Raw genomic sequence first — 25,979 nt, 5'->3', positions numbered from 1 at the left:
ACGCAGGGATTATAGACGTCGCCCTCGCAGGTTCGACGCGCCTAACCCGTTCGACCCGGTAGCGAGGGACGATGCGCGCGTTTCGTCTCGCCTACGACGGCGCCGGGTACGCCGGGTTCCAGCGTCAGCCCGACGTCGACACCGTCGAGGGCACCATGTTCGACACCCTCCGGGCGCTCAGTGCGTACCGACCGGAGCCCGCGACGGCGACCCCGGGCGACGACCGCCCCGATCGACCTCGCGGTTACGCGGCCGCCGGGCGCACCGACGCCGGCGTCTCCGCGATCGCCCAGACCGTCGCCTTCTCCGCGCCCGAGTGGCTCACGCCGCGGGCGATGAACGCCGAACTGCCGGCCGACATTCGGGCCTGGGCGAGCGCCGACGTCCCGACCGACTTTCACGCGACCCACGACGCCACGGAGCGCACCTACACCTACCACCTCTATGCGCCGGCGAGAGAGCGTGAGACCGTCGCTGACTCCTACCCCGACTGGCCGGCGGTTTCCGACGAGCGCGTTCGCGAGGCGTGTCGAGCCCTCTCGGGGACGAACGACTACCACAACCTCACGCCGGACGAGACGAACACCGAGCGGACGATCGAGATCGCCGCCGCCCGCGACGGCCCGTTCGTCGAACTGACGGTCACCGCCGGCGGCTTCGCCCGCCAGCTCGTCCGACGGCTCGTCACGCTGATCCGTCGCGTCGGGAGCGGCGAGTCGTCGCTGGAGACGATCGATCGCGTCCTCGATCGGGAGCCGCTTCCGGGCCACGAGGGCGTTCCGCCGGCCGCGCCGGAACCGCTGGTACTCGCGGACGTGACGTATCCGAACGTCGGGTTCGACGTCGACGCCGAGGCGGCGGCGAGCGCTCGGACGGTGTTCGAGCAACGGCGGATCGAGCGGGCGACCGGAACTCGGGTTTCACGCCAGCTTCGGGACGGCGTTCGTTGACAAGGCACGCCACACCCGACGGTCTTAGAAGAGCCAGACGAGGAAGAGGACCAGAAACTGGACCACCCAGAATCCCAGAAACGCGAGGACGGCCCACCGCCGCGCGTTCCCCTCGGGGATCGACCACTCCGTCGAGTAGTGGGGATCGGGGTCCGTCCACTTCGGCGAATCTGACGTCATCGTTCCGACAAACGTTCCGCGAGAATAAATAGCTGGCTCACACCGCGAGCGTTACTCGTCGGTTGGATCGCCGTCGATCAGGTGCTCGATTACTTCGTTGGAGCGTATTTCCTGACGGATCACCGGATGCCCCGTTCGAGTTCGTCTCGGACGGCTGGGACGACCACCGGTCGCGGTAGCGTGGCGATCAGTTCGAGGTGATCGACGTGCGCGAAGTTAGATACTACGGAGGTATCGAGAACCGTTGCGCGTTGTGGCGCCTCCATCACTCGAGATTCCGAGCGACGTCGATCTCGTCTCGCACGGCGGCCATATCTTCGGGACCGAACCGGAGGTCTACCCCTTCCTCGCGCAATATGTCGCGCATTTCGAACCGGTTGAGGCCGGCGAGACGGGCGGCCGTTCCGAGCGTGATATCCCCGTCATCGTACAGCGACACCGCGGCGGCGATCCGGGCCTCCCGATTCTCCTGAAAGTACTCCCGGAGGACGTGACGAATCGCGTCGCTTTTGTTCTCGAAGACACCGGCTCGAACGGCACCCTCCATGAGGTCGGTGAGATCGTCGGGGATGGTGGCGGTGGTTCGGGACATCGCGTCGGTAGACTAGGGGTGATCATACAATATATGAATTTGGGTGCGGCGCAGTTGTTCGAGCCACCGCTCAAGAGGTGAGTTCGTGATACAATCGAATCCGAGAGCGGTCCTACCGTGCTGAGCGCGACATCCAACTACCACTACATCTCCTGGACGTCCGCGAGCGTCAGGCCACAACCGCAGGGACTGGCCGAGTGGGTGTGTGGCCCCGTCGACGTGACGCTGACGACCGGCGTCTCACAGAACGGACACAGCGGAAACGGGCAGTTTTCGGGGTCGGGTGCCGCGGGGTCCGGTGCGTTACTCATCGCCGGGCCCTCGCAGGAAATGGGCGACCGTGTGAACGTCGATCTCGCAGCCGCACGGATCGGCGGTGTGCTGGTCTGGGCCGAGCGTCCGAATCGTGATCACCGGCTCGGTGCAGTGCGGACACGGCGGGTAGTGATCCCGCGAGACGGTTCCGTACCGATAGGGCTCGACCGGACTGGCCGGGCTGACGAAGCGGCGGTCTTCGGTGGGGCTCGTGGCTGTGTAGGCCACTGGCTGTCCGGTACTGGGTAGTCTCGAATCGGGACACTCTCGAGTAACCGTGTATCGAAGGTATGCGGGCTGTGCGCGGGGTTTATGGTGGTCTGGTTTGTAGCGTGTCATGGCTGATGTAAACCCGTCTGCGGGTTTCGGAAGCCACGACCCGGGTGTTATGGCACCCGGGGCATTTCTGCCGACTCTGGGACGCCAGAGCGAGTGGCTTCCACGCGAGATGACGGATCGCAGCGTATTATATCTATTGAGGGAGGAAATAAATTTAGAAAATTATCTGGAGACGTATCTATGGTTAGAAATCCACACTATCTCGCTCGTTCGTGCCAACTGGCTACGAGTTAGTCCGCGACGACTTTCGCTCGATGAGTCGTACGTTCCCGGTCCCTGGTCTCTCGTCGGTTCGAGCTCGTCGCTCGATCGACGTGGTGGGTGCGACGAATATGACGAACTCCCCAATCCACGACCGCTGTCAGAACCTGCGACCGAGCCGATCGCCCTTATTCCGGGCGGGTCATCAGCTTGCGCAGGATGTCGCCGTAGGCGGGTCGGGTGATGAACACGCCGATGAGCACGCCCAGGATGGTGACGATGGCGAAGCCCTGCAGGTCGCCCAGGCTCATTACGGCCAGCGGCGACATGGCGATGATCGTCGTCGCCGCGGCGGCGCCGATGATCCAGAACGCCTTGCGGAACCTGGAGTCGAACACCCGCCGCTGGTCGACGTCGCCTTCGTTCATCACCTCGTCGGCGATGATGATCAGGTCGTCCACCCCGGTACCGACGACGGCGATGAAGCCGGCGACGTGGGCCAGATCGAGCGGCATCTCGACGGCGGCGGCGAAGCCGAGCAGGATGACGACCTCGGCCATCGCCGTGAGGATCATCGGCGCGGCGACGCGGGGGTCGCGATAGCGCACGAAGACCATCCCGCTGACGCTCAAGATCGCCAGGATGCCGATCAACAGCGAGTAATTCTTGAACTGCTCGGCGAGCGCCGGCTCGACGCTGAACACCTGGGCGTTCCCGAAGTCGAGCGGCGCGGTCAGCGTCCCGGCGCGGAGGTTGAGCGAGAGGAGTTCCGCTTCCGATCGATCCTGGGAGGTCATCACGAACGTCGGGTCGTTCGCCCACTCGCCGCTTTGCATACCCGGCGCGAGATCCTCTCCCATCGAGTGGGCACTGATTACGTCACCCTCGGCGATCGTGACGAGACAGTACTGATCTTCCCACTCGTCCGGATTGGCCCCCTCGTCACCGTAGCGCGGGTCGCACTGGCCGACGCCCTCGCTGGTGAACCCGATCTCGTTCATCCGCTCCTGGTACTCGGACGCTCGCTCGTCGACGACGTGAACCAACACTTCGTACTGGTTCCGTTCACCGCTCCACTCGGCCTGTCCAATATTCGTGAAGTGTTGCTGCTCGAGGACCGTCTCGTTCGTCATGCCGTCGCCGTCTGGGTCCGGGTAGTGGGCTTCGATTCGGACGGTCCCTCGTTCTTCGAGGAGCGTTCGCAGCTCCTGGGTGCCCATCGCGGGCGCTTCCGAGACGATGAAGTGCTGGCCGCCGAGCGTCTCGGTGTCGAACGCCTGGCCGCCGGCCAGCCCCGCCTCGTTCAACTTGCTCTCGATGACGGTGAGCATCTCCGCGCGCGTCTCCTCGGTGACGCCGTCGTCGACGTCGTCGGCCGTGATATCGACGCCGTCGACGGTCGATAACGCCGCGGCCATCTCCTCGTGGGTGACGTTGCCGTCGAACACCTCCGCGGAGTAGGTGCCCTGATCGTCGGTTCGGACGTGGGCGTCCTCCGGCGCCAGGCCGAGTTCGTCGATCAGCGCCGATCTGAGGTCGGTGCTCGGTGAATCGGTCGTCGGATCGAGTCCTTCTGCGGTCATCCCGACGGGCGGTGCGCTGATCCGGGCGCCGCCGTCTAACCCCAGTCCGAAGACGAGGTTGTGCCAGGACGGCCCCGACTCGACCGAGTCGTTCTCGTCGAGTTCGAGGTCCTCGATGTCGTCGCCGCCGCCCATCACGCCGCCCGGCGCGAACAGCGCGAAGAGCGCGACGCTGATGAGCACCAGCAACAGGCCGATGCGCCACCACTTTTTGAACGCCGCTTTCGCGCTCATCGTGCCACCCCCTCGAACTTGTACCAGCGAAGCAGGCTGAAGTTGAGCAGGTAGGTGTTCATCAGGTCGGCTGCCAGCCCGACGAAGAGGATGAGCCCGATACTCGTCAGCAACTCGACGCCGAAGAACCAGGCGCTGATCGCCATGACGGCCATCGCGGTCATCGCCGTCACGGTCATCGTGATACCGGTGCGCGTCGCGTGGTGGACGCTCTCGTAGAACCCGCCGCTCCGGCGGAGGACGTGGTTATTGAGCAGGATGTCGGAGTCGACGGAGTAGCCGATCAACATTAACAGCGCGGCGACGGTCCCGAGCGTGAGATCGATGTTCGCGAGGTTCATGAAGGCGAGCGGAATCATAATGTCGGAAAACGCGGAGACGACGATCGCGACCGAGGGGACGAACGTCCGAAAGAGCGCGAAGGCGATGATACTCATCCCGAAGAACGCCGCGGCGATTCCCAGCAGCGCGGTCGTTTGGGTCTGGGCCCCGAATGATGCAGACGTCAGCGACTCGGACTGGACGAGCCCCTCACCTTCGTCGGCCGGCTCGAGGTTCGCCTCGGCTTGCTCGACGAGATCCTGTAACACGCCCTGGGAATCGTCTTCGAAGCCGGGGAGTTCGCCGGCGGCGAACTGCACGATGTAGCGATCTTCACCCTGCACCGGCTGGATCGACGTCACCTCCTGGTCGAACGCCGCTTCGACCTCCTCGCGGTCGGCCTCGGTGTCGAGCGTCAGTTCCGCACCGCCGGTGAACTCGAGGCCGAGCGAGAGCGGCGCACCCGTGGCGACGAACGTGACGGCGAGAATCCCCAGCGCCAGCGCGAGCATTCCGAGCGGGAGGGCGACGAGCTGGCGATTAGAGTACTCCGTATAGTCCAGATCCGGTACCTCGAATGGGGCCATCTATACCCCCGGCTAGCGATGGCCGGCACGTAAACTTTCTCAATTTCGTGTTCGACGGCCGTGAGACGATTTCTTCGGCTTCGTGGTCCGAACCCGTCGATCCACAGCATCCAGCGAGTGTATCAAATCGGGGCGCCTCGTTCAACTTCTTGCGACCGATGGCCCTCGGTCGTCACCGGTCTGCCATCGAGGTGCGCGTCACGCCTAAATCGCTCGATCACGTACGGCCTTCATGTCGAATACCGTTCGCCAGTCCGCCGACCGTCCGACCGGTGACGTCGCTTCCCGCATCGTCGTCTCGTATCCCGCCGACCTCTCCTCGTGGGGTCGGTTCCAGGTCGAGAAACCGTCGTTTCGGGCCTTTCTCCGGAAGACGCGCGACCGCGCCGCGGTCGGCGACGCCTGGGAGGAGTTCGTCGGCGTGGGCTGCTGTGGCAACACGCTCGACGTCCCGCTCAAAATCGAGGCCGTCGAGGGCGGCGAGCGCTTCGGCGAGGACACCGAGATCGACTATACCGTCCGGGAGGCCTGCGACGTCCTGGGAAGCTGGCGCGTCCAGAGTGGGGGCGGTCCGGCCCACTCGGAGACGGCGACCGAAGCGCCGGACGGATCGTGAGTCCGCCCGGTCCGGCCCCGAATCCGCTGGGTAGAATCGCGTGACTGAAGGTAGAATCGCGTGACTGAACGACGATTCGCAGACGATCCTCTCCCGACGCCACCAGTCGCTCAGTCCGGCAGGTATCGGACGCTCAGTATCCCGTCTTCAGCGTCGCGTCTGACCTCGACGCGGACGGCGTCGAGGCGGGCCGCCCGGGCGACGGTCTCCGGATCCTCGACGACCTCGGCGGCGGCCGTCTCGACCGCGTCGGGTTCGACGCGCAGGACGTGAATCTCGCCCCGTCCGGCGCGTTCGACGGTCTCTATGTCGCCGACCGACTGGTCTTCGGCGACCTCCCGGGTGTGTACCGTCGGTGAGAGGTCGCTATCGACGATTTCGATCGTCCGCCGATCGTCGATCTCTCGCAGTTCCCAGGTAACTTCGAGCGGCGGTTCCGGGACGACGGTCGCGTCGACGACCTCGCCTTCCGTCAGATCGTCGTTCGACGACAGGGTGTGGACCTGCGCCGTCTCGACGTTCTGGACGACGGCGCTCGCCTCGTCCGCGTGGGTGACGACGAACGTACTCGTGATCGCGTCTGCGTCGGTCATTGGCGGGGTGAAGGGGCCCCGGCTCTTTCGCCGTTTCGACTCGGCGTCGAGGGCGTGTCGTCGCTCACTCTCGCGATACTCGTCCCGCGGAGCTCGTTCGGAGCGTGACGGAACGCCTTTGACGCCGGCTCCCGCCATCTCGGGCATGGACGTAGACATCGCCAACGCGCTCTCGTCGGTGGCGTCGCCCGGCGTCTCTCGGGAGTCGCTCGACCGGCTCGACGAGCGGGTCACCGCGGCCCACGAGCGGATCGAGGCCGGCCGAGGAGACGACGAACACGGGTACGCCGCGTTGAACCTCCCGGAACGCACCGACCCCGACGCGATTCGGGCCGCCGTCGATCCGCTCAGACGCGTCGACGGCTGCGAACTCGAGGCCGTGATCACGATCGGGATCGGCGGCAGCGCGCTCGGGGCGGCGACGATCGTCGACGCGCTCGACCCCGATATCGACGCCATCTTCCTCGACAACGTCGATCCGGCCTGGGTCCGCGACCGGCTCGACGCGCTCGCACTCGACCGGACGGCGATCAACGTCGTCTCGCGGTCTGGGACGACCGCCGAGACGCTCGCGAACTTCCTCGTCGTCCGCGACGCCTACGAGGCCGCCGGCGTCGACTGGACCGACCGAACGATCGTCACGACGGGCGCGTCGGGACCGCTCCGAGACCTCGCCGAGGCCCACGACCTGCCCGCGCTGGACGTTCCCGCGGGCGTCCCCGGCCGCTTTTCGGCCCTCTCGGCCGTCGGACTGGTCGCCGCGGCGGCCGGCGACGTCGACCTCGACGCGCTCGTCGACGGTGCGGCCGCCGAAGCCGACTCGCTGTCGGGCTCGCTCTTCGAGAGTCCGGCCTACGCCTACGGGGCCGTCACCCACGCGCTCGCGAACCGAGGCGTGCGCGTCAACGCCTTCATGCCCTACGCCGAGTCGCTCGAGACGACCGCCGAGTGGTTCGCCCAGCTCTGGGCCGAGAGCCTCGGCAAGGACGGTCTCGGTCAGACGCCGGTGCGCGCGCTCGGGGCGACGGACCAGCACTCGCAGCTCCAGCTCTACCGTGCGGGGCCCAGAAACACGCTCGTCACATTCGTCACCCCGCGCGAACGCCCGTCGCTCGCGATTCCCGAGACCGACGTCGATGACCTCGCCTACCTCGGGGGCGGTTCGCTCGACGAGCTGCTCGACGCGGAGTTCCGGGCCACGGAGGCCAGCCTCGCCGCGGCCGGCCGCCCGACCGTCCGCATCGAACTCGCGCGGGTCGACGCGTTCGAACTCGGCGGGTTGCTCTACGGGCTCGAAGCCGCGTGCGTGATGGCCGGCGAACTGGCCGGCGTGAACACGTTCGAGCAGCCGGCCGTCGAGTGGGCGAAGAAGGCGACTCGCGGGCTGCTCGGCGGCGGGGAGTTCGACGAAGCCGACGCCGTCGCGGCGAAGCCGACGCTGCGCGTCGAACGCTGAGTCGCCGTCGGCTCGCGCTCGCACGCACGATCTACCCCCGATACCGCACCCGACACCGCACGATTTCGGCCGGAGGAATCCACAGGCCCATTATCGTCCCCGATCAACCGGTAGCTATGAGCGACGCGGCCGGGGACGATTCGACTATCGATCTGCCCTCCGGCGTCGAGCCGGTCCGCAACGATCCGGACGGCGCCGTCGTCGCCCTCGCCTTGTTCGCCGGAACGCTCTCGCTCCTCGGTGCGACCGGCCCCGTCAGGGCGGGCACGACCGATCCGCTCTCGATCACGTTGACCGGCCTCGCCGCCGTCGCCCTGCTGAGTCTGGTCGCCCTTCGCTTCCGGCACGTCTCGACGCGCGTCGGGGGCTCGGTGAGCACCCTGGCGAGCTTCCTCGTCGGTCTGCTCTCGGTGTACGGGTTGAACCAGGGGCTCGACGGTGGATTCGGCGTTCCGCCGATCGAGGCCACCCCCGCGCTGTTCGTCGCCGTCCTCGGCGCCGGGGCGACACTCGCCCTCGGCGTCTCGATCGCGGTCGGTCTCTCCCGCGGGGCGATCCGCGAGCGATTCGTCGCGACCGCCCAGTACAGTCTCGTCGGCGTGGCCGGCATCCTCGCGATCAACGTCTGGGCGATCGTCCTCGTCGCGGTCGGGACGCCGGTGTTACCTGCGGAATCGCCAGCAGAACTGACGGCCGTCGACGTCGCGGTGCTCTCCCAGGTCGCGACGGTGTTCGGTATCGGGACGGTCACGATCGGCGTCCTCGTCTGGACCGGCCGAGACGGGTCGTTCATCGACCTGTCCGTCCCGAGCGTTCGCGACCTGGGCTACGTCGTCGGTGGCGTCCTCGCGATCGTCGCCGCCGCGATCGCGATCAATACCCTGCTCGGGGCGACCGGCACTGAGGGAACAGACCACAGCAGTTTCGAGCGCGCGGCGGGTGCCCCGGAACTGCTTCTCGTCCTCGCCGTCGCCTCGATCGTCGTCATCGGGCCGTTCGAGGAACTGCTCTTTCGAAACGTGATCCAGAAGTCGCTCTACGAGTACTTCTCGCGGCCCGGCGCTATCGTCGTCGCCAGCGTTCCGTTCGCCGTCGTCCACGCCTCGGCCTACGCCGGCGGAACGGTCGGTCAATCGCTGGTCAGTCTCGGCGTGGTGGGTTCGCTGTCGATCCTGCTCGGAACGCTGTACGAACGCACGGACAATCTCCTCGTCCCGGCGCTCGTCCACGGTCTCTACAACGCGTACGTCTTCTACACGGCGTACCTCGCGATGACGGCGTGAGTCGTCGATCGACCGCGACGGGGCTCAGGTCGGATTCTTGCGAGACAACTCGGAGCCACAGATCGGACACCGATCTTTCTGCTCGTCGAATTCGCGCCCACAGCCGCGACACTGGAAGTGCCAGTCGCGCTGTTCGGTGATGCCGTCCTGGGCGATGAACTCGACGTCGACGGAGAGTTTCTCGGCGACGTTTTGCATCGCGTAATCGTCGGTGACGAGCGTGGCGTCGAGTTCGAACGCGGTCGAGACGAGCCTGACGTCGGTTTCTGAGAGCACGTCCGCGTCGCCCGATTCGCGAGCGGCCCGGTGAACCGTCTCCGTGGTGTCTTCGTTCGGGATGTGAATGTGCATCCCCGACCCCTCCATGGCGTCGTACCGGTAGACGCTCTCGCCGGTGAGTTCCTCGCGGACGAGCGGGATCGTCGCGGTCTGTTCGCTGGTGTGAAAGTCGTGGATGAACGCGGACGAGTCGAGAACGTACATAAAAGCGTAGCGTATCAGCGTTCGACGACGATGTAATCTTTGACCGCCTGAACCCGCGAGACGGGAATCTGGAATCGCCCAGCTTCGTCGTGGTCGAAGTCGACCGACCGGGCCGGTAGTTCTTCGTCCGGTTCGACGATCAGGTCGTACAGCTGGCCCGACGAGAGGTCCATCGTGATGTTGTAGAGCAATCCGAGTTCGGTGCCGTCGGCGCCCATCACCGACTTCCCCGATAGATTCTCAGCGAGTACCTCGCTCATGGCTACCCGTTCAGGGCAGGAGCTATTAAACACCACGGCGACGTCAGACGGACGTCAGCCGTTGCCCGGCGGACTCGACCTCGGACCGATGGCCAATTCGATCGGCATGCTTGCAAACGGCCGAACCGACCGACGTCGCCGGCGCTCGAATCGGGTGACGATTCCAGAGCGAACGAACCGACCGACGATAGCGTACGGCGGATGAATCGAGCGGGCGGTTCCACAACGCCTTTCGTCGCGACAGCTGAACGTCGGGTATGTACGGCGTTCTCACGGGAGACCGCGACCTCGCTCGCGAGGGTCTCGGCGAGTTCACGCACGCGTTCACCGATTTCGCGGACGGTAGTCGATCGGACCCGGTTACCGGGACGACTGCCGTCGTCGCCTGCTGGGGCGATACGGAGACGGTGCGCCGAGCGCCGGACCGGGCGGCCGTCGACGCGGAGGGAACGCGGGCGACGCCCGACGCGGAGGGCCACCACTGGGGAACGGTCTGTCCGACCGATCCCGACTACCGGAACCGCCTCCTCGATCGAATCTCGACGGTCGGTGCGACCGGCGACGTCAGGCTGACGACGGCCGGATTTCCGGGCGAGTCGTTCTGTCGGTGTGACCGCTGTGACGAGCGGTTCGAAGAGAGCGAACACGAGACGCGAGCGGCGTGGCGCGAGGCTCACCTCACCGCGTTCGTCGAGGCGGCCGCCGAACGCGTCTCGGGAGACCTGTCGGTCACGCTGTATCCCGACCCCTATCCCGGCTCGCTTCGGTCGCGGACCGGTCTCACCCCGGAGGCGCTCTCCCCGCACGTCGAATCGTTCCTCGTTCCGCTCTGTGGTGACTACGAGACGCCCTACTGGGTCGAGTCGTTGGCCCGCGGTTTCGCGACTCGACTGGCCGACCTGGACGCGACGGTGACGATCCAGCTATCGGCGGCGGGGACGGACGTCGATAGACTGGTCGACGTGACACGGATGGTCGACCCGCACTGCGACGCCGTCTGCTTCGGAGCGTTTCCCGAGGACGCGGACACGGTTCGGGCGACGATCGACGCGCTGGTCGATCGTGACGAGCCCGTACAATCCGTCTGATCACAGTCGACTTACTCACCAGTCGACCGACGCCACCCGACAGCCACAGGGCCGCAACGCGTGAGAGTGTGGTCCGGTCGTCGTGATCTGAAAGACCGGCCAGAAGCAGCGTGGACACCGCCGGTCGGTTGGAAGCGCCTCGTCCGGGACGTCCCGCATGTCGACGCCCGCGAGGTCGCGCGGATCGACGCTGGCCCAGTCCTCGACGCCGAGCGATTCGAGCAACTCCTCCGCTCGGCGGTCGGATTCTCGGTTCGAACTCACCGAACCACCCGTGTTGGACGAGGGGGCCGCGCGGTATCGCGAGCGACTCGACGGGGATTTCGATCACGATTCGGCGGACGGACGAACGCGTTGATTCGGTGAAACATGGCGCGACGACGGTACGCATCGTAGTCGTTTGCGGTCACACCCGCCTGACCCGCACGCCTCGTGGAGTCTCCGGAGCCGTGTGACGATCGAACCGCGTACAATTACACCAATAATATGTAGAAACGTATAGCTGTTTTGGTGTGCGATAAACACCATCGAGGTATTCCGAGGCGTACGCGGCCGGCCGGCGTCTGTGGGATCGCTTTTGTGGAAGCCCTGTCGATGGCCGTCCGTCTGGACTGATGTGGATTCTACCTATTCGCCCGGTTTCGTCGCCGACAATTCGCTCCCGCTTTCGCCCGGGATCGCGCCGCCATCGTCCACCGTGACGCCGTCTTCCTTCGTAACGCACACGTCGTAGCCGTGGTAGCGAAACTGTACAGCGCAGGACGAACGCTCGCCACGGACCAGTCGATCGAGCGCCGTCGGATCGATGGATTCCCACAACGGCGGGTCGAGGTTTGCCGGTCTGACGCCTTCGTGGGCGGCGACCGTCTCGACGACGGCGATGCTCGGATCGATGTCGACGGAATCGGTCATCGTAGGCGGTTGGGCCGGTTTCGGTATGAGCCCTCGGGATGCGTTCACCGCAACCTGTGTGCAGATACCTTTCTTTCGCACAGCTCGTCGCTTGGGGTGTCCGTCTCACTCGCGGTTCGAGTCGACGGCCGGTTCGCCGAAGTGCGTAAACGGCTTCTGATGCGTGTCCTTGACGAGACCGGAGTCGACCACGTCGATTTCCAGTTCCTCGAGTCGGCCGACGACGTCGACGAGTTCGTCGACTTCGCGGGCGACGACGGTTACGTAGAGGTTTCGTTCGCCGCTCAGCACGGTTCGGACGTCGGTGACGTTGTCCTGTTCGATCGCTTCGGCCGCGACGGATTCTCGGTTCCGCGCCGGGGCGGTGCAGACGAGTAGCAACACGGGATTTACGCCGATTCGCTCGAAGTCTATTTCGACGGTGTAGCCGGTGATGACGCCGTCAGCTTCGAGATCGTTAATCCGAGAACTCACCGTCGAGTGTGAGACGCCGACCGCGTCGCCGATGTCCGTCGTCGTGTTGTTTCGGGCGTCGTCCTGTAACAGCTGTAAGATGGCGCGGTCGACCGAGTCCAGTTCGAGCGTGTCCTGGCTCATACCGGCGGTACACCGTCGTTCCGTATGAAACGCCGGTGGCTCTCTCGTCAGCGGATGGACGACGCCCGGCCGAAAGGGTAACGTCGGTTACGTGCCAACTCTCTGGCGTGTCCAGGTACGACGCGGTCCTGTTCGACAGCGACGGCGTGCTGGTCGAGCCGCCGGCCGTCGAGACCCAATCGGCGGCGACGCGAGCGGCGTTCCGCGCCGTCGGCGTCGCCGAACCCGACCGCGCTGACGTTCGCGCGGTCGTCGATGGCGTGACTCCCGGGGAACTCGACGCGTGTTGCCGTCGGTACGACGTCGAACCCGAGGCGTTCTGGGCGGCCAGAGAGCGCCACGACGAGGACTCGCAACTCGAGGCGTTTCGGGCCGGAGTGCGGACCGTATACGACGACGTCGGCGCGATCGCGTCGCTTTCGGGTCCTCGGGGCGTCGTCAGCAACAACCACCAGACGACGATCGACTTCGTCTGTTCGTTCTTCGAACTTGACTCGCTGTTCGCGAGTCGCTACGGCCGACCGATGACGATCGAGAGCCTCGGTCGCAAGAAGCCGAACCCGTACTATATCGAGCGGGCGATGGCCGATCTGTCCGCCGAGACCGCCCTCTACGTGGGCGACAGCGAGAGCGACCTCGTCGCCGCGCGACGGGCCGGGCTCGACTCGGCGTTCGTTCGCCGCCGGCACAACCGGGAGACGGCCCTCTCGGTCGAACCCGACTACGTCATCGACTCGCTGACGGCGCTTCGGTCGATCGTCGGTCGAGACGGGTAATACGGATCCGGCACTACAACCCGACGTTCACGGCGTAGGGCCACGTCGCGTCGGCGACGGCGACGAACGCGAGCGCCGCGCCGGCCCCGTAGACGTTCTTCAAGAAGGCGGTCAGTTCGTTCTGGGCGTCCTCGCCGTCCATCCGCCAGAAGTCGTGCATGGTCACCGCCGCGACGAGCAAGAACCCGGCGAGGGCGGCCGCGCCGATCCCCGGGTAGACGCCGGCGATCAGCGAGAGGCCGCCGAGCACGAGCACGGCGCCGCTCGCGAGCACCGAGAACGTGGGGGCCGGGAGTCCCTTGTACTCGGCGTAGCCGGCCATCTCGTCGACGCTGAGAAAGTGGGTGAGCCCCATGAACGCGAGCGTCCCGCCGAAGAGGATTCGGGCGAGCAGGAAGGCGACGTCCGCCGGTGTCGAGGCGAACATCACCGACCACCCGGCGGGGAACGAGCGCGTGATGCAGTGAGCGATCCGTTCGGCGTTCGTGTCGGTTGCGTCATCGATCGTACAGAGGGCTGGCGACCCCTTATTCGTTCCCGGACGCCGGGGAAAGTAAGTAACAGTCGCGTCACTCGCGTGCTGGCGGGACCGATTCGACGCGGGCGAGCGTGGGGCCGATATCGATCTCTCGGTCTCCTTTTCTGCCTCTCTCGGTCTCCTCACATCTTCCGCCTCCCACTCTCCTCGCCTCTCCCGGTCTACCTACCGGACGATTCTCCTGATCTGTCCGGCCTACCGATTTCGATTCATCCCAAGATCCTCCACCTCACTGTGATAAACTAGGGGACATGGCCTTTCGATATGGGATATAGTCGTTACTCCCGGGCACAATTTTTGAGAATTACAGTCACGATATTGTGATCATCACCCGTCCGTGACTATGCGAGAGGTTACCACTAGCCACCACCATGAGCAGTTTCGACCCCTACCCTGACGGCGACGAATCGCGCGACGAACCGGATCGATACACGTACGAGGAGGCGGCGACCCTCGACGAGGAGGCGTTCGACGAGACGATCGATCGGCGGACGTTCATGGGCGTCGCAGCGGCGACGGGGGCGGCGCTTTCCCTCCCGAGCGCCGTCTCCGCGGACGTCATCGACGAGGCGGTCACCGACCTGGCGTCGTTCGTCGTCTCCGCGACGCCCGATTCCTACGCGGCGACGCTCGTCCTGGAGTTCGAGGACGCAGCGGCGCTCGACGTGTTCGCCGACGAGTACGCCGAGCCGGACTGGGATCCGGACGAGTCGCTCCGGGCGGCGAAAGCGGTCACGCGCGAGGAACCGACGCCCGCCGCCCACGCGACGCTGACCGAGGACGAACTCGCCGACGCCCTCGACGTGGGCGGCGTCGAACTCGTCGACTTCTCGCCGGGAGCGAACCCGTTCTGGAAGCTCGAGGACCCCTACGCCGACGGCGTTTTCCCCGACGTCGTCGAGTCGCGCGACTGGGTCGCTCACGCGGAGGTCGGCCAGGCGTTAGACCACCTGGAAGCCGAGTACCCCGACCGGGTTCGCGTCCACCGGATCGGCGAGGGGCCCGGCTGGGAGAACGTCTTCACCGGCGCGGATCCCGACCCGCGGGATATCTACGTCGCGGAACTCACGAACGACATCCAGGACGAAGCCGCGTTCGAGGAGAAGGAGAAGGCGATCTTCATCGTCGGCATCCACGGCAACGAGCGCGCCGGCGTCGAGGCGGGCAGTCGCATCCTCGAAGCCGCTGCGAAGGGTGAATCTGACGAGTTCAATCCCCTGCTAGACGACGTCGTCATCTCCTTCGTCTACATCAACCCTGACGGCTGGGTGATCCGCAAACCCCAGTTTTTCAGTCCAAACCAGCTCTCACACTACCGGGGCAACGCGTCGCTGGTCGACACGAACCGCCAGTACCCGACGATCGGCTGGGCCGACCCGTCGTTCTACCCCGGCGAACCGGTGGATGCACCCGACGAGTACTGGGACATCGTCCCCGACTCGTTGGCGACCGTCGGATTCCTCCGCGGGTACGACAACGTCGAGTACGTCTGTGACTACCACATGATGGGTTGGGCGAACTCGATGGTGTTGAACCTGGAGTCGAACGCGGCCTACGACCACGACGGCACGCACAACTTAGACGAGGTGAACCGCCGAATCGGTGCCGGCATGGACGACGAGTGGGGGACGGTCGAAGCCATCGCGGACGATACCATCCGCGCCGGACAGGACACCGCCGGAATCGGCGAGTACGTTCCCGACGAGTTCTTCAACTGGGGGACGATCTACGACTCGATCGGCTACAACGTCACCGGCGCGCTGCTGGGATGGGCCGGCCAACCGGAGGAAGATGGTGGGTTGGGGGCCGTCACGGTCGCGCCGGAGCTCGGTATGCGCGACGCGACCAACTGGCGGCCGTACATCGAGCGCCACCTGGCGACCGCCTACCACATCTCGATGCGGGAATTCGCCGAACTCTGCGCGGCGGAGACGGAAGCGACCGTCGTCACCGGCGGGCAGGACACCGCCTACGTGACGACCGACGACCTCACGCGCACGTCGGCCGACCTCTCTCACACCGACGAGGGTCCCGGTCGAGGGACGGGACGCGGTCGAGCGGCCGAGGTCCACCGACGCCACGAGACCGTCCAGCCCGGCCCGGCGGGGAGTGCGACCGCTACGACCGCCGGCCGGACCCACTCGCTCGCCGTCCAGGTCCACACGCACGACGTCGGGGGCGGCGTCGTCACCGTCCGCGGCCCTCGCGGTGAGGTGGTCCGCGAAATCGATATCGCCACGCTCGGTCCGGACGCGTGCTGTCTGACCGATCTGACGACGGTCTACGTGCCGAACCCCGACGCGGGGGCGTACACGGTCGACTTCGAACCGACCGGCGGCGTCGGGGCGGCTTCGGCCGACGCCGAGGTCGAACTCGACGTCGTCACGATCGACACCGAGGAGGATCACCCGGACCCCGAGGAGATCATGGGCTTCAGCCAGCGCGAGTACGTGGTCAACCCGATGCAGTTCTTCGAGGACCTGGAGCCGTTCCTGGACGAGGGGTGGCTTCGTGGGCTCAGCGTCCACCACGTCAAAATCGGTCGTCTGATGCGCGGTAACTCTGGCAAGCGCCACTTCGACAACGTCGTCGTCTCGACCGACGTCGCCGCCGACGATCCCGCGTTCGTCGACGCGCTGGAGACGTTCCTCGACGCCGGCGGCCGCGTCCTGCTCACCGACGCCGGCGTGAACCTGCTCGGCTCGCTCGAAATCGGTGGGGCGAGCGAGATCGGGAAGGGTGACGTCTCGGCGATCGAAACCGACATCGCGAACCTCGAAGATCGCGACTTCGACCACCACCTGCTGACCGATATCCGCGAACTCCAGCTCGAGATGTGGAAGGGGTCGCAGGTCGGCTACACGACGGGCGTCGATTCGCCGGGAACCGTCGTCGACGACGACGCGTTCGAGGCGGCCGGCGGCGAGATCGCCGGTCGGATGTACGCGGGAAGTTCCTGGTCGCCCGGCGAGAGCGGCGTCGCGGCCGGCACGATCCCGGCCGGCGACGGTGAGATCGAAGTACTCGGCTCAGTCTTACCGGTCGCCAACCAGCGCGAACTCCACCCGTTCGGGATGGCAGACTACGCCCTCTCGTTCATGGGTCACACCCTGATCTGCAACGCGCTCGGGTTCGAACAGCACCGGTACGTCGACGGCGAACTCGTCGGCGTCTGGGGCGAGTTGCGGTAGGCTGACGCCGAACGGTGCGAACGACGGGAACCGCCCCGACGTTAGAAGAACTTGAAGAGATCGTCGCGCTGCTGGTCGTGGAGGTGGGTTCTGATCGCCTCGGTAAGCGCGTTTACGGTGCCTCGCTTGGCCGTGATCGGGGCGATCGTGTCCTGCCACTGCTGCCACGGCGGGTGAAGCCCGAGCCGGTCGCAAACCTCGTCGAGTCGTTCGTCGCGGTCGTCGACCTTGTCCATCTTGTTGACGGCGACGACGGTGGGAATCTCGAGTTCGCGCAGGAAGTGAAACATCTCGACGTCGTAGGGAATCGAGTCCGGTCCGGAGTGGCGGTCGATGATGTCGATGACGCTCTTTCCGTCGACGACGAGTACGCCGACGAGGACGTGTTCGGCGTGGTCTTCGACGTAGCGGACGACGTCGGTCTTTATCTGCTCGCGTCGGTCCGCCTCGACGCCACTCATGAAGCCGAATCCCGGGAGATCCGTCAGGACGAAGTCCTCGGACGCCCAGTCGTAGTGATTGGGCTGGCGCGTCACGCCCGGCTTTCCGCCCGTCTCGACGGCGTGGCCGGTGAGTTCGCGCATCAGCGTCGACTTTCCGACGTTCGACCGACCGACGAGAACGACCTCGGCGTCGCGATCCGGACGACCTTCGAACATACGGGCTCTGGGCCGGCGACTCAGTTAAGTCTCGCGACGCACGCTCGAAGCCGAGTTCGCCACGGTATGTCGCACCGCCGCCCGATTCGTTTTCGAAAGTGAGTTCCGCCGATCTTCTACGATTCTATCACCTGCGACGAACTCGATCGATGAACCGTTCCATCTTCCCCTCTCCTACTTCTGGAAACAAAAAGTATAATTAATAGATCAAACGATCAAATATAAAAGTATATCAGCAATCTGTCCCCGCTCCTCTGTATGGTTCGGTCCCCAACCAGACGAACGTTCGGTATCGGTATCGTAAGCGCCCTCCTGCTCCCGCTCGCCGGCTGTATGGGCGGTGATGACGACGGTGACGACTCGCCAGAAGACGACACGGGCGACGATGACGTCGACGACGAACCCGTAAACGGTGATGAGGGAGAAAACGGCGACGATGATGAGAACGGAAACGGCGACGATGATGAAAACGGAGACGGCGACGATGATGAAAACGGAGACGACGAACCCGGAAACGGCGACGATGATGAAAACGGAGACGACGAACCCGGAAACGGCGATGACGATGAAAACGGCGACGATGCGGACGACGAAGACGAGTAAGTAGGCCACTCGCTAGCCGACGACTGGAATCGATTTTTCGCGCAACTGCCACAACGCCGGTCGAGCGTTAGCTCGTCGGATCCGACTCCGTCCGATCGAGGGAGGAAAGTACCCCTCTGACGTTCATCCCGACCTCGCCGCGGGCTTTCTCTGCGCCCCAAACTGCGTCGAGATCGGTCTGCTCGGCGAAGTGTGCGACGACGGCGTCGTCCGAGCCGAGTTCCGCTCGTTTCTCACGGACCGCATCGACCCACTCGGTGAGCGTTTCCGCGTACTCGTTCAGGACGTCCCCGGTTTCGCGCGGGCCGAAGTGTGCGAAACAGAGTACGGATCGGTCGAGCGATTGCAGGGTTTCGACGTCGTCGAGACAGGCTTCGAGGTCGAACTGCGGCGGCGGGCTGGTCGGACGCACCTCGTCGATCGCCGGCACCCAGATCCCGGCCCCGTCGCCGACGAAGATCGCGTCGTTCGCCGCATCTTCGAAGACGTAGTGGTGTGGCGCGTGCCCGGGCGCCGCGTGAACGCACAACTCGTGGGTCCCGAGGTCGATCACGTCGCCGTCCTCGTAGGGTTCGAGACGCTCTTCGGGAACGGGTTCCGGCTCGGTGTAGTAGCGCCACTGGTCGCCGACGGCGGCTTTCGTCCCCTCGACCAGCCTGGACGGGTCGAGTACGTGACGTGCGCCGTTTTCGGGCGCGTAGACCGTCGCGTTCGGACACGCCTCCGCGAGCAAGCCGGCGCCACCCGCGTGATCGAGGTGGACGTGGGTCAACGCGATGACGGCCAGCTCGTCGCGGTCGATACCAACCGTCTCCATCGCCGCGAGGATTCGCTCGTAGTTCGTCCCGATCCCCGAATCGACGATCGCCGGGCGGTCATCCTCGATGAGGTACACCGATCCGTAGGCCTCCGTCTCGTACATTCCCGTATCGACGTAGTGGAGGTCGGTGCAGTCACCGACCGTCACCGTGACGACGTCCCCGATTGTCATGGTCGAACCTGGGTACCCGCGCCGGCAAAAAGACTGTTTTCTCGCCGTCGAGCCGACTCGGACTTTCGAACCGAAATATGCTTCGATGGGCGTTCTGGCGGCCAAAACCCGGCGATTCGGGGAAACATTGATGTGTGTTACCGACGAACACGTACGCGATCGTGTACTCGAACCACTTTCGCGAGGACGGCGAACGGCGCGACCCCGTCGCGAGCAGCGACGACGAGACCTGCGAGCACGGACGAACGGTGTACGTCGACGGGACGGGCTCCCTCGTCTGTCGCGAGTGTGGAACCGCCGCCCTGGTCGCCGACGCCGACGGGGCCACCCGGTCATCCCGACTCGCGCCGCACTGTCGGTGGGTTCTCGACCGAATCGGCGGCCGGTACTGATTCGCTGGGGCCGGGTAGCCGCTGCTCGGCAAACCCGGTGACGAGTTTGGTACGGCAGACCGTAGACGGAGTGGTTCTCTCGGACCGTAGACGGATTGATCACGTTGACCCGAAGACGGGCAGGATGGGCGACCGCCACGCGATCGGTTCGACACGGCCGGGCCGCCGTATCCAAATGCTCTTGTGATCGTTCTTCGAAGCGACGCGTGTACGGTGCGGTCTCGTTCGGTCGAAGAACGCCCGGAACGGACGATTTCCGATGTCACTCGAAGACGCACTCGCCCGGTTCGAGACGCTCGCCATCGTCGGGATCGGCGGATTCGCCGGCGCGAACCTCCGGTTTTTCGCGGTCGACGCCTGGTCGTCGCTCGCCGGAATCCTCGTCGCGAACGTCCTCGGCAGCCTCGTCCTCGGCTTTCTGATCTACGAGGCGCGTTATGCGGGGATCGTCGACCGGAAGTCGCGCCTGCTCTTTACGACCGGGTTTCTCTCCTCGCTGACGACGTACAGCGGGTTTGCGTTCTACACTGCCGACGCCGCGACGGCGGGGCCGGGACCGGCCGTCGCCTTCGTCGGTGCGAACTACGGCCTCGCGATCGGGGCCGTCCTGCTGGGCCGGTGGCTGGCCGGCGCGGTCAGAGGTGATGGTGCGTGATCGGATCCCTGGCGGCGGGCGTACTCTCGTACGACCCGCAGCCCGCCCACCTGGTCGGAACGGGCGGGGCGATCGGCGCCGTCTTGCGTCACTGGGTCTACACCCACGTGAGCGGTGATCGGTTTCCGTGGCCGACGCTTCTGGTGAACGTCCTCGGTAGCTTTCTGTTCGGACTCGTCGTCTTCGCGGGGGCGAGCGAGTCAGCCGTGCAGTTCGTCGGCCTCGGGATCTGCGGGGCGTTCACCACGTTCTCGACCTTCTCGGTCGAAACGGTCGGACTCGTCGAGCGTGGCCGGTGGCGCGTCGCCGTTGCCCACACCGTCGGTAACCTCGCCTGTTCGCTCGCCGCGATAGGGCTTGCGTGGCTCGTCGCTTCGGTGGCGCTGTGAGCTGAATTGCGAGGGGCTTTTGCGCCAGTGGCCGCATGCAGGTGACATGGAACTCACGAATCGGCCCCGTCGACTCCGACAGGACCGGATCAGGGACCTCGTCGGCGAGACGAGCCTGTCGCCGGCGGACCTGATCGCGCCGATCTTCGTCGACGCGACGACCGACGAGCGGATCGCCATCGAGTCGATGCCGGGCCACGAGCGCGTCCCCCTCACAGAGTGCGTCGCCCGGGTCGAGGAGGTGCTCGCCGCGGGCGTCGAGGCGGTCATGCTGTTTGGCGTCCCCCGCTCGAAGGACCCCGACGGAACTCGCGCCTGGGCTGACGACGGCGTCGTCCAGGAGGCGACCCGGCAGGTTACCGAGGCGACCGAGGCCTACGTGATCACCGACGTCTGTCTCTGCGAGTACACCGACCACGGCCACTGCGGCCCGCTGGAGGAGGGTCTCCGAGGGGAGGCCGACCGTCAGCGAGACCGCGAGACACCCCTCACCGTCGACAACGACGCGACGCTCGAATCCCTCGAGAAGATCGCCGTTTCGCACGCCGAGGCCGGAGCGGACATGGTCGCGCCGAGCGGCATGATGGACGGTATGGTCGGGGCGATCCGAGGGGCGCTCGACCGCGAGGGATACGAGCACGTCCCGATCATGTCCTACGCGGCGAAGTACGAGAGCGCGTTTTACGGGCCGTTTCGCGACGCTGCCGACGGCGCGCCGACCTTCGGCGACCGGCGCCACTACCAGATGGATCCCGGAAACGCCCGCGAGGCCCGCCGAGAGGTCGCCCTCGACGTCGAACAGGGCGCGGACGTCCTGATGGTCAAACCCGCGCTCGCCTACCTCGACATCGTCGCCGACGTGCGTCGGGAGTTCGACCACCCGGTCGCCGCCTACAACGTCTCTGGCGAGTACGCGATGATCCACGCCGCGGCCGAGAAGGGCTGGCTCGACCTGGAGGAGGCGGCCTTCGAGTCGCTCGTCTCGATCAAGCGCGCCGGCGCCGACCTGATCCTCACCTACTTCGCCGAGGGCGTTGCGACCACCCTGAACGACCGTTCGGGCTAGTGGATCCACCGCGACGATCGAGCGTCCCAGAAGCCCAGCGACAGTCACTCTGGGACCGCGCAGGGTACTCAGAAACGGATCGACGGCCGTGTTGCGGCTCTCCGATCGCTATGGCGACATAGGTCACCGGAGCCGTTGAGGCCGAGCGGTCTGTTCAGATCGATCTCTCCCGGTACGGCTGGCGAGACCCAACCGGCGGTATTCCGCTAGCCGGTCGCCCGGGACGTCCCATAACATACTGAACAGAGAATTTATACTCTAAAGACACGATCGTGCGGTCGTGAATCCAAGAAGACGGCGAGTATTGAAGGCAACAGTAACGGGAGCGATCGTCGGACTGGCCGGCTGTACCGGTAGCGTTCCGGGCGTCGGGGGAAGCTCCGACGATCCGTGCTCGGCGGCGACGTCGTTACGGGAGGCCGCCTGGTACGGCGAGGCGGAGACGGCGGCGGAGTACGTCCCCTACGAGTACGAGGACGTGATGACCCGCGAAGAGGCCGTCGGCGCCTACGACGTCGACGAACTCGGGGAGGCGTTCCAGGAGCTACTCGAACTGGACGACGTCAGGTGCGAGTCCGAAACGGCGCTCGACGACGATGATCCGGACGTCGAGTTCCTCGAATCCGAGGTCTTCGGAGGCCACGAGATCACTGACGCCTACGAGGTGGAGATCGTTCGGACCATCTCCGGCGAGCATCCGATCCGGGGCGACCTCGACGGCGATGAGGAGCGCGGAACCTGGATTATGGTCGAAATCGACGGCGACGGCTGGTACGTCGTCGACCAGTACCTCTGAATCGGCGGTCGTCGACCGTCGCCACGCAGACACAACGTGGTCCGCAGTCTCGTTTCATCCCTCCATTCGTCGTCGAAGGAGCGACTGCAGGGCGCGTCGCTTCACGAGGGCGAACCCGATCGCGACGATGGCGAAGCCGACGACCGTCGGTACCTCGAGCCCCTCGCCGAGCGCGACCCACCCGACCAGCGCGGCGAAGACCGGCAGGACGTAGTTCACCAGCGTCAGCTCGACCGATCCGAGTTCGTCGAGCAGGTGGAAGTACAGCAGGTAGCCGCCGACGCCCGCGACGGGGACGAGGTAGGCGAGCGCGATGACGACCGTCGGCGTCCACGTCACCGACTGGGGTTCGCCGAGTCCGAGACTCGCCGCGTGTAACAGCGGCGCGCCGGCCAGCATCATCCACCCCTGCATCGCGAGGACGGGCATGTCGGTTCGCGTCCACTGGACGAGCACCGTTCCGAGCGCGAGCGCGACGGCGGAAGCGAACACGAGCCCCACGCCGATCGCGTGGACGGCGGTCAGCGTCGCCGGATTCGGATCGGCGACGACCGCCGTCCCCAGAAAGCCGAGGCCGAGACCGACGAGTCCGAGAAGTGAGAGCCGCTCGCTCGGGAGCACGAACCGCGAGAAGCCGGCCGCGAGGATGGGCACCGTCGCGACGACGACGGCCGCGACGGCGCTCGTCACGTACTGCTGGCCGGCGAACAAGAACGCGTGGTGGACAGCGACGATCAGCACCCCGCCGGCGAGGATCCCGCCGATGTCGGCGCGACGCGGGCGCCAGCGACCGTCGACGACCAGCGCGAGCCCCAGGACGAGGATCGCCATCGCGTCGAATCGGAGGGCGGCGAAGAGCACCGGCGGGGCCTCCTGGACGCCCGCTCTGACTGCGGGAAACGAGGTTCCCCAGACGGCCGAAAGCAGCACGAATCCCGCGGCGTTTCGCCGGCTCATGGACGTGATGAACGAGTCGACGCGACGTAACGATTCTCATCGTGTTGATACGTCTCACCACGATCTTCGGCGCGGCGGAATCGCCCGATCCTCACGTCCCACCCTCGCGGTCATCTCGCAAAGAGTCGCCCCGGAGGTGCTCGTCCAGGAAGGGGAGCACCCGTCCGAGGGCGTCGCGCCAGGTCGCATCGCCCTCGAACATGTGATTCTCGTCCGGGTAGTACATCACCTCGTGGGCGCGACCGGACTCGACGCAGTCTGCGACGATCGCATCGAGCTGGTCGAACGGCACGTTCGGATCGGCCGTTCCGTGGAGCGAGAACAGCGGGGTGTCCAGTTCGTCGACGGAGGACGCAGGAGAGGCGATTCGATACCGCTCGGCGAGCGCGTCGTCGCGCTCGATCTCGTCGGGGTGGCCCCCGAACCGGGCGACGAACCCGCGGCCGGCGCCCCAGTGGCGCTCGGTCGCGAATCGGACCCAGTCGGCCCAGTCCCAGACGCCCGCGAAGTTGACCGTGCAGTCGTAGGCGTCGGACGTCGTCGCCAGGGCGCAGGCGAGGTATCCCCCGTAGCTCAGCCCCCAGAGGCCGACGCGATCGCCGACGACGGGGTGGTCGCGACAGAACGCCGCGGCCGCGACGCAGTCGTCGACGTCGGTCTCGCCGATCGACTCGACGATACCGTTCTCGAAGTCGCGCCCGTAGCCGATCCCGCCCCGGTAGTTGATCGAGAGGACGGCGTATCCCTTCGAGACCAGCACGTAGTTGAAGGCGTGGAAGGCGGCGTACGATCGCATGTGGTGAAACCCGCGGCGCATCTGGCGCATGGGTCCGCCGTGACACCAGACGACGGCCGGTCGGTCGTCTCCGGGTTCGGCGTCCGGCGGGAGGTAGAGGTAGCCCGGAACGGTCTCGCCCTGCGAATCGTCGACGGTCGACCGCTCGTCGCCGACGGGCGCCCCAAGATCTCGTGGAATCGAGACCGGCTCCGGTTCCGGGAACGCCTCGAAGACTGCCGGATCGGTGTGGGCCCGGGAGAGTCTGTGCAGTCGGGGGTCGTCGGACCTGCCTGACGCGTCGACGACGTGGACGTCCGCTGACGTCGTCCGACCGGCGCGGATCACCGCCAGCCGCTCGCCGTCAGGCGACCACGTCGGATAGAGGACGTTGCCGGGTTCGTCGTCTACGACGCGCCGATCGGTGACGGCGTCGTTCGACGACAGGTCGCCGATCGTACAGACCACCAGGTCGCGCTCGCCCGGATCGCGCTCGTTCGTGACGAACGCCAGCCGCTCGCCGTCTGGCGACCACGCGGGCTCGTCCAGGGCGTCGCCGCGGGCTTCGAACTCGCCGGACGTGACCTGGCAGACCCCGGGTCCGTCGAACCCGGGATCGTCTCGATCGGAGAGCGACTCGACCGCCGCTCGTCGCGCGTCGACGTCGATCGCGTAGACGTGGTGGTAGCCCGTCCGCGCGGAGAGAACGGCGAACCGGCCGTCGTCGGCCCCGACGATGGGATCGCGCGGGAGCCCCCGCCCGTCGCTCTCCGAAAGGAGCGTCGTTCCGTCGTTGCCTGTCCCGTTTTCGTCCGTCCCGGACCTGCGCCCCTCGCCGAGTGTCACTGCTCTGTAGGCTCGATGAGTGCCATCGACGGTCTCGGCGACGTAGACCAGCGTCTCCGGGCCGACCCAGTCGAACGTCGTCGCGAGACGGCCGTCGGTCGGGTCCGGACGGTACGTCCAGGCAACCTCGTCGCCCGCGACGTCGACGACGGCGAGACCGAGTCCGTCGGCGGGCGCCTCGACGACCGTCGCCAGGTACCGCCCGTCGGGACTCCACTCGAGCGGCGTCGCCGCGAAGAGCGAGGCGACCGACAGCGACGAATCACGTGCGAGCGTTCGGCTCGATCCCTCGCGCTCGTCGAACAGCCAGATCGAGCCGTCCGATACCGCGGCGAGTCGGTCGCCGTCCGGTGCCCAGGTGATCGAAGCGTACGCGTCGTCGGCGTCGACGAGCGTGCGCCGATCGCCGGTCTTCGTGTTGAATCGCTCGATCGCTCCGTCGGCGACGAGCGCGAGATCCGTGGGACGATCTGGTCGCCAGTCGAACCCGGTGACGGTGCCGAGATCCGTGAGGGCGTCGGGGTCGGAATCTGGCGGTTCATCCGGAGCCGGTCTGTCGGTATCGGTCCGTCGGACGACGAGGTCGGTCTCGCCGCCGTCGAACCGGAGGTAGCCGACGGCCGATCCCTTCGCGTTCCACGCGTGCTCGTGGACGTACCGGAGGCCGAGCGCGTCTTCCACCGTGAAACTCACTGCCATACACTCCGTCGCCGAGCGATCGGTATCAACGTGCGGGTGGCGGCAGGGAACTGATC

Annotated in this window: 31 protein-coding genes; 13 read left to right on the top strand and 18 right to left on the bottom strand. The window is 66.1% G+C overall.

What is annotated here, in order from left to right; translation table 11 throughout:
* The first annotated feature begins 71 nt into the window (after positions 1–71).
* Positions 72–950, top strand: coding sequence for a tRNA pseudouridine(38-40) synthase TruA (truA, locus tag NKH31_RS06265; protein ID WP_254864273.1), 879 nt, complete (start codon positions 72–74; stop codon positions 948–950).
* Between the two features lie 24 nt (positions 951–974).
* On the opposite strand, the gene NKH31_RS06260 is transcribed toward truA, so the two are convergent.
* From NKH31_RS06260 to secF, 7 genes are all read right to left on the bottom strand, one after another.
* Entirely contained in the window at positions 975–1,130 is a 156-nt protein-coding gene (locus NKH31_RS06260) for a hypothetical protein (RefSeq protein WP_254864272.1), read from the bottom strand.
* A 119-nt stretch (positions 1,131–1,249) separates the two neighbouring features.
* Positions 1,250–1,396, bottom strand: coding sequence for a hypothetical protein (locus NKH31_RS06255; RefSeq protein ID WP_254864271.1), 147 nt, complete (start codon positions 1,394–1,396; stop codon positions 1,250–1,252).
* Positions 1,396–1,722, bottom strand: a complete 327-nt coding sequence (locus NKH31_RS06250; protein ID WP_254864270.1) for a UPF0175 family protein — start codon at positions 1,720–1,722, stop codon at positions 1,396–1,398. The genes NKH31_RS06255 and NKH31_RS06250 overlap by 1 nt, the downstream gene beginning before the upstream one ends.
* Positions 1,723–1,865: 143 nt before the next feature.
* A complete protein-coding gene (locus NKH31_RS06245) occupies positions 1,866–2,033 on the bottom strand; it encodes a hypothetical protein (RefSeq protein ID WP_254864269.1) in 168 nt (55 codons plus the stop codon).
* Complete coding sequence (locus NKH31_RS06240; RefSeq protein WP_254864268.1) at positions 2,026–2,265, bottom strand: hypothetical protein; 240 nt, start codon at positions 2,263–2,265, stop codon at positions 2,026–2,028. Before NKH31_RS06240 ends, NKH31_RS06245 begins: the two co-directional genes overlap by 8 nt.
* A 500-nt stretch (positions 2,266–2,765) precedes the next feature.
* Positions 2,766–4,394, bottom strand: a complete 1,629-nt coding sequence (locus NKH31_RS06235) for a preprotein translocase subunit SecD (protein WP_254864267.1) — start codon at positions 4,392–4,394, stop codon at positions 2,766–2,768.
* The gene (gene secF, locus NKH31_RS06230) at positions 4,391–5,302 is read right to left on the bottom strand and encodes a protein translocase subunit SecF (RefSeq protein ID WP_254864266.1); all 912 of its coding nucleotides are present in this window, start codon (positions 5,300–5,302) and stop codon (positions 4,391–4,393) included. The genes NKH31_RS06235 and secF overlap by 4 nt, the downstream gene beginning before the upstream one ends.
* Before the next feature lie 232 nt (positions 5,303–5,534).
* On the opposite strand from secF, the gene NKH31_RS06225 reads away from it, so the two are divergent.
* A complete protein-coding gene (locus NKH31_RS06225; RefSeq protein ID WP_254864265.1) occupies positions 5,535–5,918 on the top strand; it encodes a DUF7968 family protein in 384 nt (127 codons plus the stop codon).
* Between the two features lie 110 nt (positions 5,919–6,028).
* Here NKH31_RS06225 and NKH31_RS06220 read toward each other — a convergent pair whose 3' ends face one another.
* Positions 6,029–6,511 (bottom strand): DUF5812 family protein, encoded by a 483-nt coding sequence (locus NKH31_RS06220; RefSeq protein WP_254864781.1) that lies wholly within the window; start codon positions 6,509–6,511, stop codon positions 6,029–6,031.
* A 145-nt stretch (positions 6,512–6,656) separates the two neighbouring features.
* On the opposite strand from NKH31_RS06220, the gene NKH31_RS06215 reads away from it, so the two are divergent.
* Positions 6,657–7,967: a glucose-6-phosphate isomerase gene (locus tag NKH31_RS06215; RefSeq protein WP_254864264.1), complete on the top strand. Its 1,311-nt coding sequence runs from the start codon at positions 6,657–6,659 to the stop codon at positions 7,965–7,967.
* 116 nt (positions 7,968–8,083) lie between these two features.
* Positions 8,084–9,250 carry a CPBP family intramembrane glutamic endopeptidase gene (locus NKH31_RS06210; RefSeq protein WP_254864263.1) on the top strand — a complete coding sequence of 389 codons (1,167 nt, stop codon included), beginning with the start codon at positions 8,084–8,086 and terminating at the stop codon, positions 9,248–9,250.
* A 24-nt stretch (positions 9,251–9,274) separates the two neighbouring features.
* Here NKH31_RS06210 and NKH31_RS06205 read toward each other — a convergent pair whose 3' ends face one another.
* The gene (locus NKH31_RS06205) at positions 9,275–9,733 is read right to left on the bottom strand and encodes an NOB1 family endonuclease (RefSeq protein ID WP_254864262.1); all 459 of its coding nucleotides are present in this window, start codon (positions 9,731–9,733) and stop codon (positions 9,275–9,277) included.
* 14 nt (positions 9,734–9,747) lie between these two features.
* Positions 9,748–9,993 (bottom strand): PRC-barrel domain-containing protein, encoded by a 246-nt coding sequence (locus NKH31_RS06200; RefSeq protein WP_254864261.1) that lies wholly within the window; start codon positions 9,991–9,993, stop codon positions 9,748–9,750.
* 257 nt (positions 9,994–10,250) lie between these two features.
* On the opposite strand from NKH31_RS06200, the gene NKH31_RS06195 reads away from it, so the two are divergent.
* A complete protein-coding gene (locus tag NKH31_RS06195) occupies positions 10,251–11,081 on the top strand; it encodes a type 1 periplasmic-binding domain-containing protein (protein ID WP_254864260.1) in 831 nt (276 codons plus the stop codon).
* 15 nt (positions 11,082–11,096) lie between these two features.
* On the opposite strand, the gene NKH31_RS06190 is transcribed toward NKH31_RS06195, so the two are convergent.
* From NKH31_RS06190 to NKH31_RS06180, 3 genes are all read right to left on the bottom strand, one after another.
* The gene (locus tag NKH31_RS06190; RefSeq protein WP_254864259.1) at positions 11,097–11,345 is read right to left on the bottom strand and encodes a hypothetical protein; all 249 of its coding nucleotides are present in this window, start codon (positions 11,343–11,345) and stop codon (positions 11,097–11,099) included.
* A gap of 363 nt (positions 11,346–11,708) precedes the next feature.
* A complete protein-coding gene (locus NKH31_RS06185; RefSeq protein WP_254864258.1) occupies positions 11,709–11,993 on the bottom strand; it encodes a HalOD1 output domain-containing protein in 285 nt (94 codons plus the stop codon).
* Between the two features lie 105 nt (positions 11,994–12,098).
* Complete coding sequence (locus tag NKH31_RS06180) at positions 12,099–12,590, bottom strand: Lrp/AsnC family transcriptional regulator (protein WP_254864257.1); 492 nt, start codon at positions 12,588–12,590, stop codon at positions 12,099–12,101.
* 107 nt (positions 12,591–12,697) lie between these two features.
* Here NKH31_RS06180 and NKH31_RS06175 point away from each other — a divergent pair, with 107 nt between their 5' ends.
* A complete protein-coding gene (locus NKH31_RS06175; protein ID WP_254864256.1) occupies positions 12,698–13,366 on the top strand; it encodes an HAD family hydrolase in 669 nt (222 codons plus the stop codon).
* 13 nt (positions 13,367–13,379) lie between these two features.
* On the opposite strand, the gene NKH31_RS06170 is transcribed toward NKH31_RS06175, so the two are convergent.
* Complete coding sequence (locus tag NKH31_RS06170; RefSeq protein WP_254864255.1) at positions 13,380–13,793, bottom strand: DoxX family protein; 414 nt, start codon at positions 13,791–13,793, stop codon at positions 13,380–13,382.
* A 482-nt stretch (positions 13,794–14,275) separates the two neighbouring features.
* Between NKH31_RS06170 and NKH31_RS06165 the strand changes: the two genes are divergently transcribed.
* A complete protein-coding gene (locus NKH31_RS06165; protein ID WP_254864254.1) occupies positions 14,276–17,095 on the top strand; it encodes a M14 family zinc carboxypeptidase in 2,820 nt (939 codons plus the stop codon).
* Positions 17,096–17,136: 41 nt separating this feature from the next.
* Here the strand turns inward: NKH31_RS06165 and engB are convergent, their stop codons facing one another.
* A complete protein-coding gene (engB, locus tag NKH31_RS06160) occupies positions 17,137–17,754 on the bottom strand; it encodes a GTP-binding protein EngB (protein WP_254864253.1) in 618 nt (205 codons plus the stop codon).
* Between the two features lie 258 nt (positions 17,755–18,012).
* On the opposite strand from engB, the gene NKH31_RS06155 reads away from it, so the two are divergent.
* Complete coding sequence (locus NKH31_RS06155) at positions 18,013–18,357, top strand: hypothetical protein (RefSeq protein ID WP_254864252.1); 345 nt, start codon at positions 18,013–18,015, stop codon at positions 18,355–18,357.
* Positions 18,358–18,424: 67 nt separating this feature from the next.
* Here NKH31_RS06155 and NKH31_RS06150 read toward each other — a convergent pair whose 3' ends face one another.
* Complete coding sequence (locus NKH31_RS06150) at positions 18,425–19,348, bottom strand: MBL fold metallo-hydrolase (RefSeq protein ID WP_254864251.1); 924 nt, start codon at positions 19,346–19,348, stop codon at positions 18,425–18,427.
* A gap of 161 nt (positions 19,349–19,509) precedes the next feature.
* On the opposite strand from NKH31_RS06150, the gene NKH31_RS06145 reads away from it, so the two are divergent.
* The 5 genes from NKH31_RS06145 (at position 19,510) to NKH31_RS06125 (ending at position 22,646) form a co-directional block, all read left to right on the top strand.
* A complete protein-coding gene (locus NKH31_RS06145; protein ID WP_254864250.1) occupies positions 19,510–19,740 on the top strand; it encodes a hypothetical protein in 231 nt (76 codons plus the stop codon).
* A gap of 259 nt (positions 19,741–19,999) precedes the next feature.
* The gene (locus NKH31_RS06140; RefSeq protein WP_254864249.1) at positions 20,000–20,395 is read left to right on the top strand and encodes a CrcB family protein; all 396 of its coding nucleotides are present in this window, start codon (positions 20,000–20,002) and stop codon (positions 20,393–20,395) included.
* Complete coding sequence (locus NKH31_RS06135; protein WP_254864248.1) at positions 20,392–20,784, top strand: fluoride efflux transporter FluC; 393 nt, start codon at positions 20,392–20,394, stop codon at positions 20,782–20,784. The genes NKH31_RS06140 and NKH31_RS06135 overlap by 4 nt, the downstream gene beginning before the upstream one ends.
* A gap of 46 nt (positions 20,785–20,830) precedes the next feature.
* Complete coding sequence (hemB, locus tag NKH31_RS06130) at positions 20,831–21,850, top strand: porphobilinogen synthase (protein ID WP_254864247.1); 1,020 nt, start codon at positions 20,831–20,833, stop codon at positions 21,848–21,850.
* A 280-nt stretch (positions 21,851–22,130) separates the two neighbouring features.
* Positions 22,131–22,646 (top strand): hypothetical protein, encoded by a 516-nt coding sequence (locus NKH31_RS06125; RefSeq protein WP_254864246.1) that lies wholly within the window; start codon positions 22,131–22,133, stop codon positions 22,644–22,646.
* A gap of 54 nt (positions 22,647–22,700) precedes the next feature.
* Here NKH31_RS06125 and NKH31_RS06120 read toward each other — a convergent pair whose 3' ends face one another.
* Together NKH31_RS06120 and NKH31_RS06115 are read right to left on the bottom strand one after the other, a co-directional pair.
* Entirely contained in the window at positions 22,701–23,603 is a 903-nt protein-coding gene (locus NKH31_RS06120; RefSeq protein WP_254864245.1) for a DMT family transporter, read from the bottom strand.
* A 91-nt stretch (positions 23,604–23,694) separates the two neighbouring features.
* Positions 23,695–25,923 (bottom strand): S9 family peptidase, encoded by a 2,229-nt coding sequence (locus tag NKH31_RS06115; protein ID WP_254864244.1) that lies wholly within the window; start codon positions 25,921–25,923, stop codon positions 23,695–23,697.
* Positions 25,924–25,979 lie beyond the last annotated feature (56 nt).

Source organism: Halovivax gelatinilyticus, assembly GCF_024300625.1.
Classification (GTDB): Archaea; Halobacteriota; Halobacteria; order Halobacteriales; family Natrialbaceae; genus Halovivax; species Halovivax gelatinilyticus.
Note: the sequence above shows the minus strand (reverse complement) of the source record. Positions and strands in the feature narration are given on the sequence as shown.

Excerpts from the sequence above, each read along its gene's own strand:
- NKH31_RS06215 (WP_254864264.1), top strand. The coding sequence starts at position 6,657 with ATGGACGTAGACATCGCCAACGCGCTCTCGTCGGTGGCGTCGCCCGGC.
- NKH31_RS06250 (WP_254864270.1), bottom strand. The coding sequence starts at position 1,722 with ATGTCCCGAACCACCGCCACCATCCCCGACGATCTCACCGACCTCATG.
- NKH31_RS06225 (WP_254864265.1), top strand. The coding sequence starts at position 5,535 with ATGTCGAATACCGTTCGCCAGTCCGCCGACCGTCCGACCGGTGACGTC.
- NKH31_RS06115 (WP_254864244.1), bottom strand. The coding sequence starts at position 25,923 with ATGGCAGTGAGTTTCACGGTGGAAGACGCGCTCGGCCTCCGGTACGTC.
- NKH31_RS06195 (WP_254864260.1), top strand. The coding sequence starts at position 10,251 with ATGTACGGCGTTCTCACGGGAGACCGCGACCTCGCTCGCGAGGGTCTC.
- engB (WP_254864253.1), bottom strand. The coding sequence starts at position 17,754 with ATGTTCGAAGGTCGTCCGGATCGCGACGCCGAGGTCGTTCTCGTCGGT.
- NKH31_RS06220 (WP_254864781.1), bottom strand. The coding sequence starts at position 6,511 with ATGACCGACGCAGACGCGATCACGAGTACGTTCGTCGTCACCCACGCG.
- NKH31_RS06185 (WP_254864258.1), bottom strand. The coding sequence starts at position 11,993 with ATGACCGATTCCGTCGACATCGATCCGAGCATCGCCGTCGTCGAGACG.
- NKH31_RS06170 (WP_254864255.1), bottom strand. The coding sequence starts at position 13,793 with ATGTTCGCCTCGACACCGGCGGACGTCGCCTTCCTGCTCGCCCGAATC.
- NKH31_RS06260 (WP_254864272.1), bottom strand. The coding sequence starts at position 1,130 with ATGACGTCAGATTCGCCGAAGTGGACGGACCCCGATCCCCACTACTCG.
- NKH31_RS06245 (WP_254864269.1), bottom strand. The coding sequence starts at position 2,033 with ATGAGTAACGCACCGGACCCCGCGGCACCCGACCCCGAAAACTGCCCG.
- hemB (WP_254864247.1), top strand. The coding sequence starts at position 20,831 with ATGGAACTCACGAATCGGCCCCGTCGACTCCGACAGGACCGGATCAGG.
- NKH31_RS06120 (WP_254864245.1), bottom strand. The coding sequence starts at position 23,603 with ATGAGCCGGCGAAACGCCGCGGGATTCGTGCTGCTTTCGGCCGTCTGG.
- NKH31_RS06200 (WP_254864261.1), bottom strand. The coding sequence starts at position 9,993 with ATGAGCGAGGTACTCGCTGAGAATCTATCGGGGAAGTCGGTGATGGGC.
- NKH31_RS06180 (WP_254864257.1), bottom strand. The coding sequence starts at position 12,590 with ATGAGCCAGGACACGCTCGAACTGGACTCGGTCGACCGCGCCATCTTA.
- secF (WP_254864266.1), bottom strand. The coding sequence starts at position 5,302 with ATGGCCCCATTCGAGGTACCGGATCTGGACTATACGGAGTACTCTAAT.
- NKH31_RS06235 (WP_254864267.1), bottom strand. The coding sequence starts at position 4,394 with ATGAGCGCGAAAGCGGCGTTCAAAAAGTGGTGGCGCATCGGCCTGTTG.
- NKH31_RS06165 (WP_254864254.1), top strand. The coding sequence starts at position 14,276 with ATGAGCAGTTTCGACCCCTACCCTGACGGCGACGAATCGCGCGACGAA.
- NKH31_RS06210 (WP_254864263.1), top strand. The coding sequence starts at position 8,084 with ATGAGCGACGCGGCCGGGGACGATTCGACTATCGATCTGCCCTCCGGC.
- NKH31_RS06150 (WP_254864251.1), bottom strand. The coding sequence starts at position 19,348 with ATGACAATCGGGGACGTCGTCACGGTGACGGTCGGTGACTGCACCGAC.
- NKH31_RS06255 (WP_254864271.1), bottom strand. The coding sequence starts at position 1,396 with ATGGAGGCGCCACAACGCGCAACGGTTCTCGATACCTCCGTAGTATCT.
- NKH31_RS06140 (WP_254864249.1), top strand. The coding sequence starts at position 20,000 with ATGTCACTCGAAGACGCACTCGCCCGGTTCGAGACGCTCGCCATCGTC.
- NKH31_RS06155 (WP_254864252.1), top strand. The coding sequence starts at position 18,013 with ATGGTTCGGTCCCCAACCAGACGAACGTTCGGTATCGGTATCGTAAGC.
- NKH31_RS06205 (WP_254864262.1), bottom strand. The coding sequence starts at position 9,733 with ATGTACGTTCTCGACTCGTCCGCGTTCATCCACGACTTTCACACCAGC.
- truA (WP_254864273.1), top strand. The coding sequence starts at position 72 with ATGCGCGCGTTTCGTCTCGCCTACGACGGCGCCGGGTACGCCGGGTTC.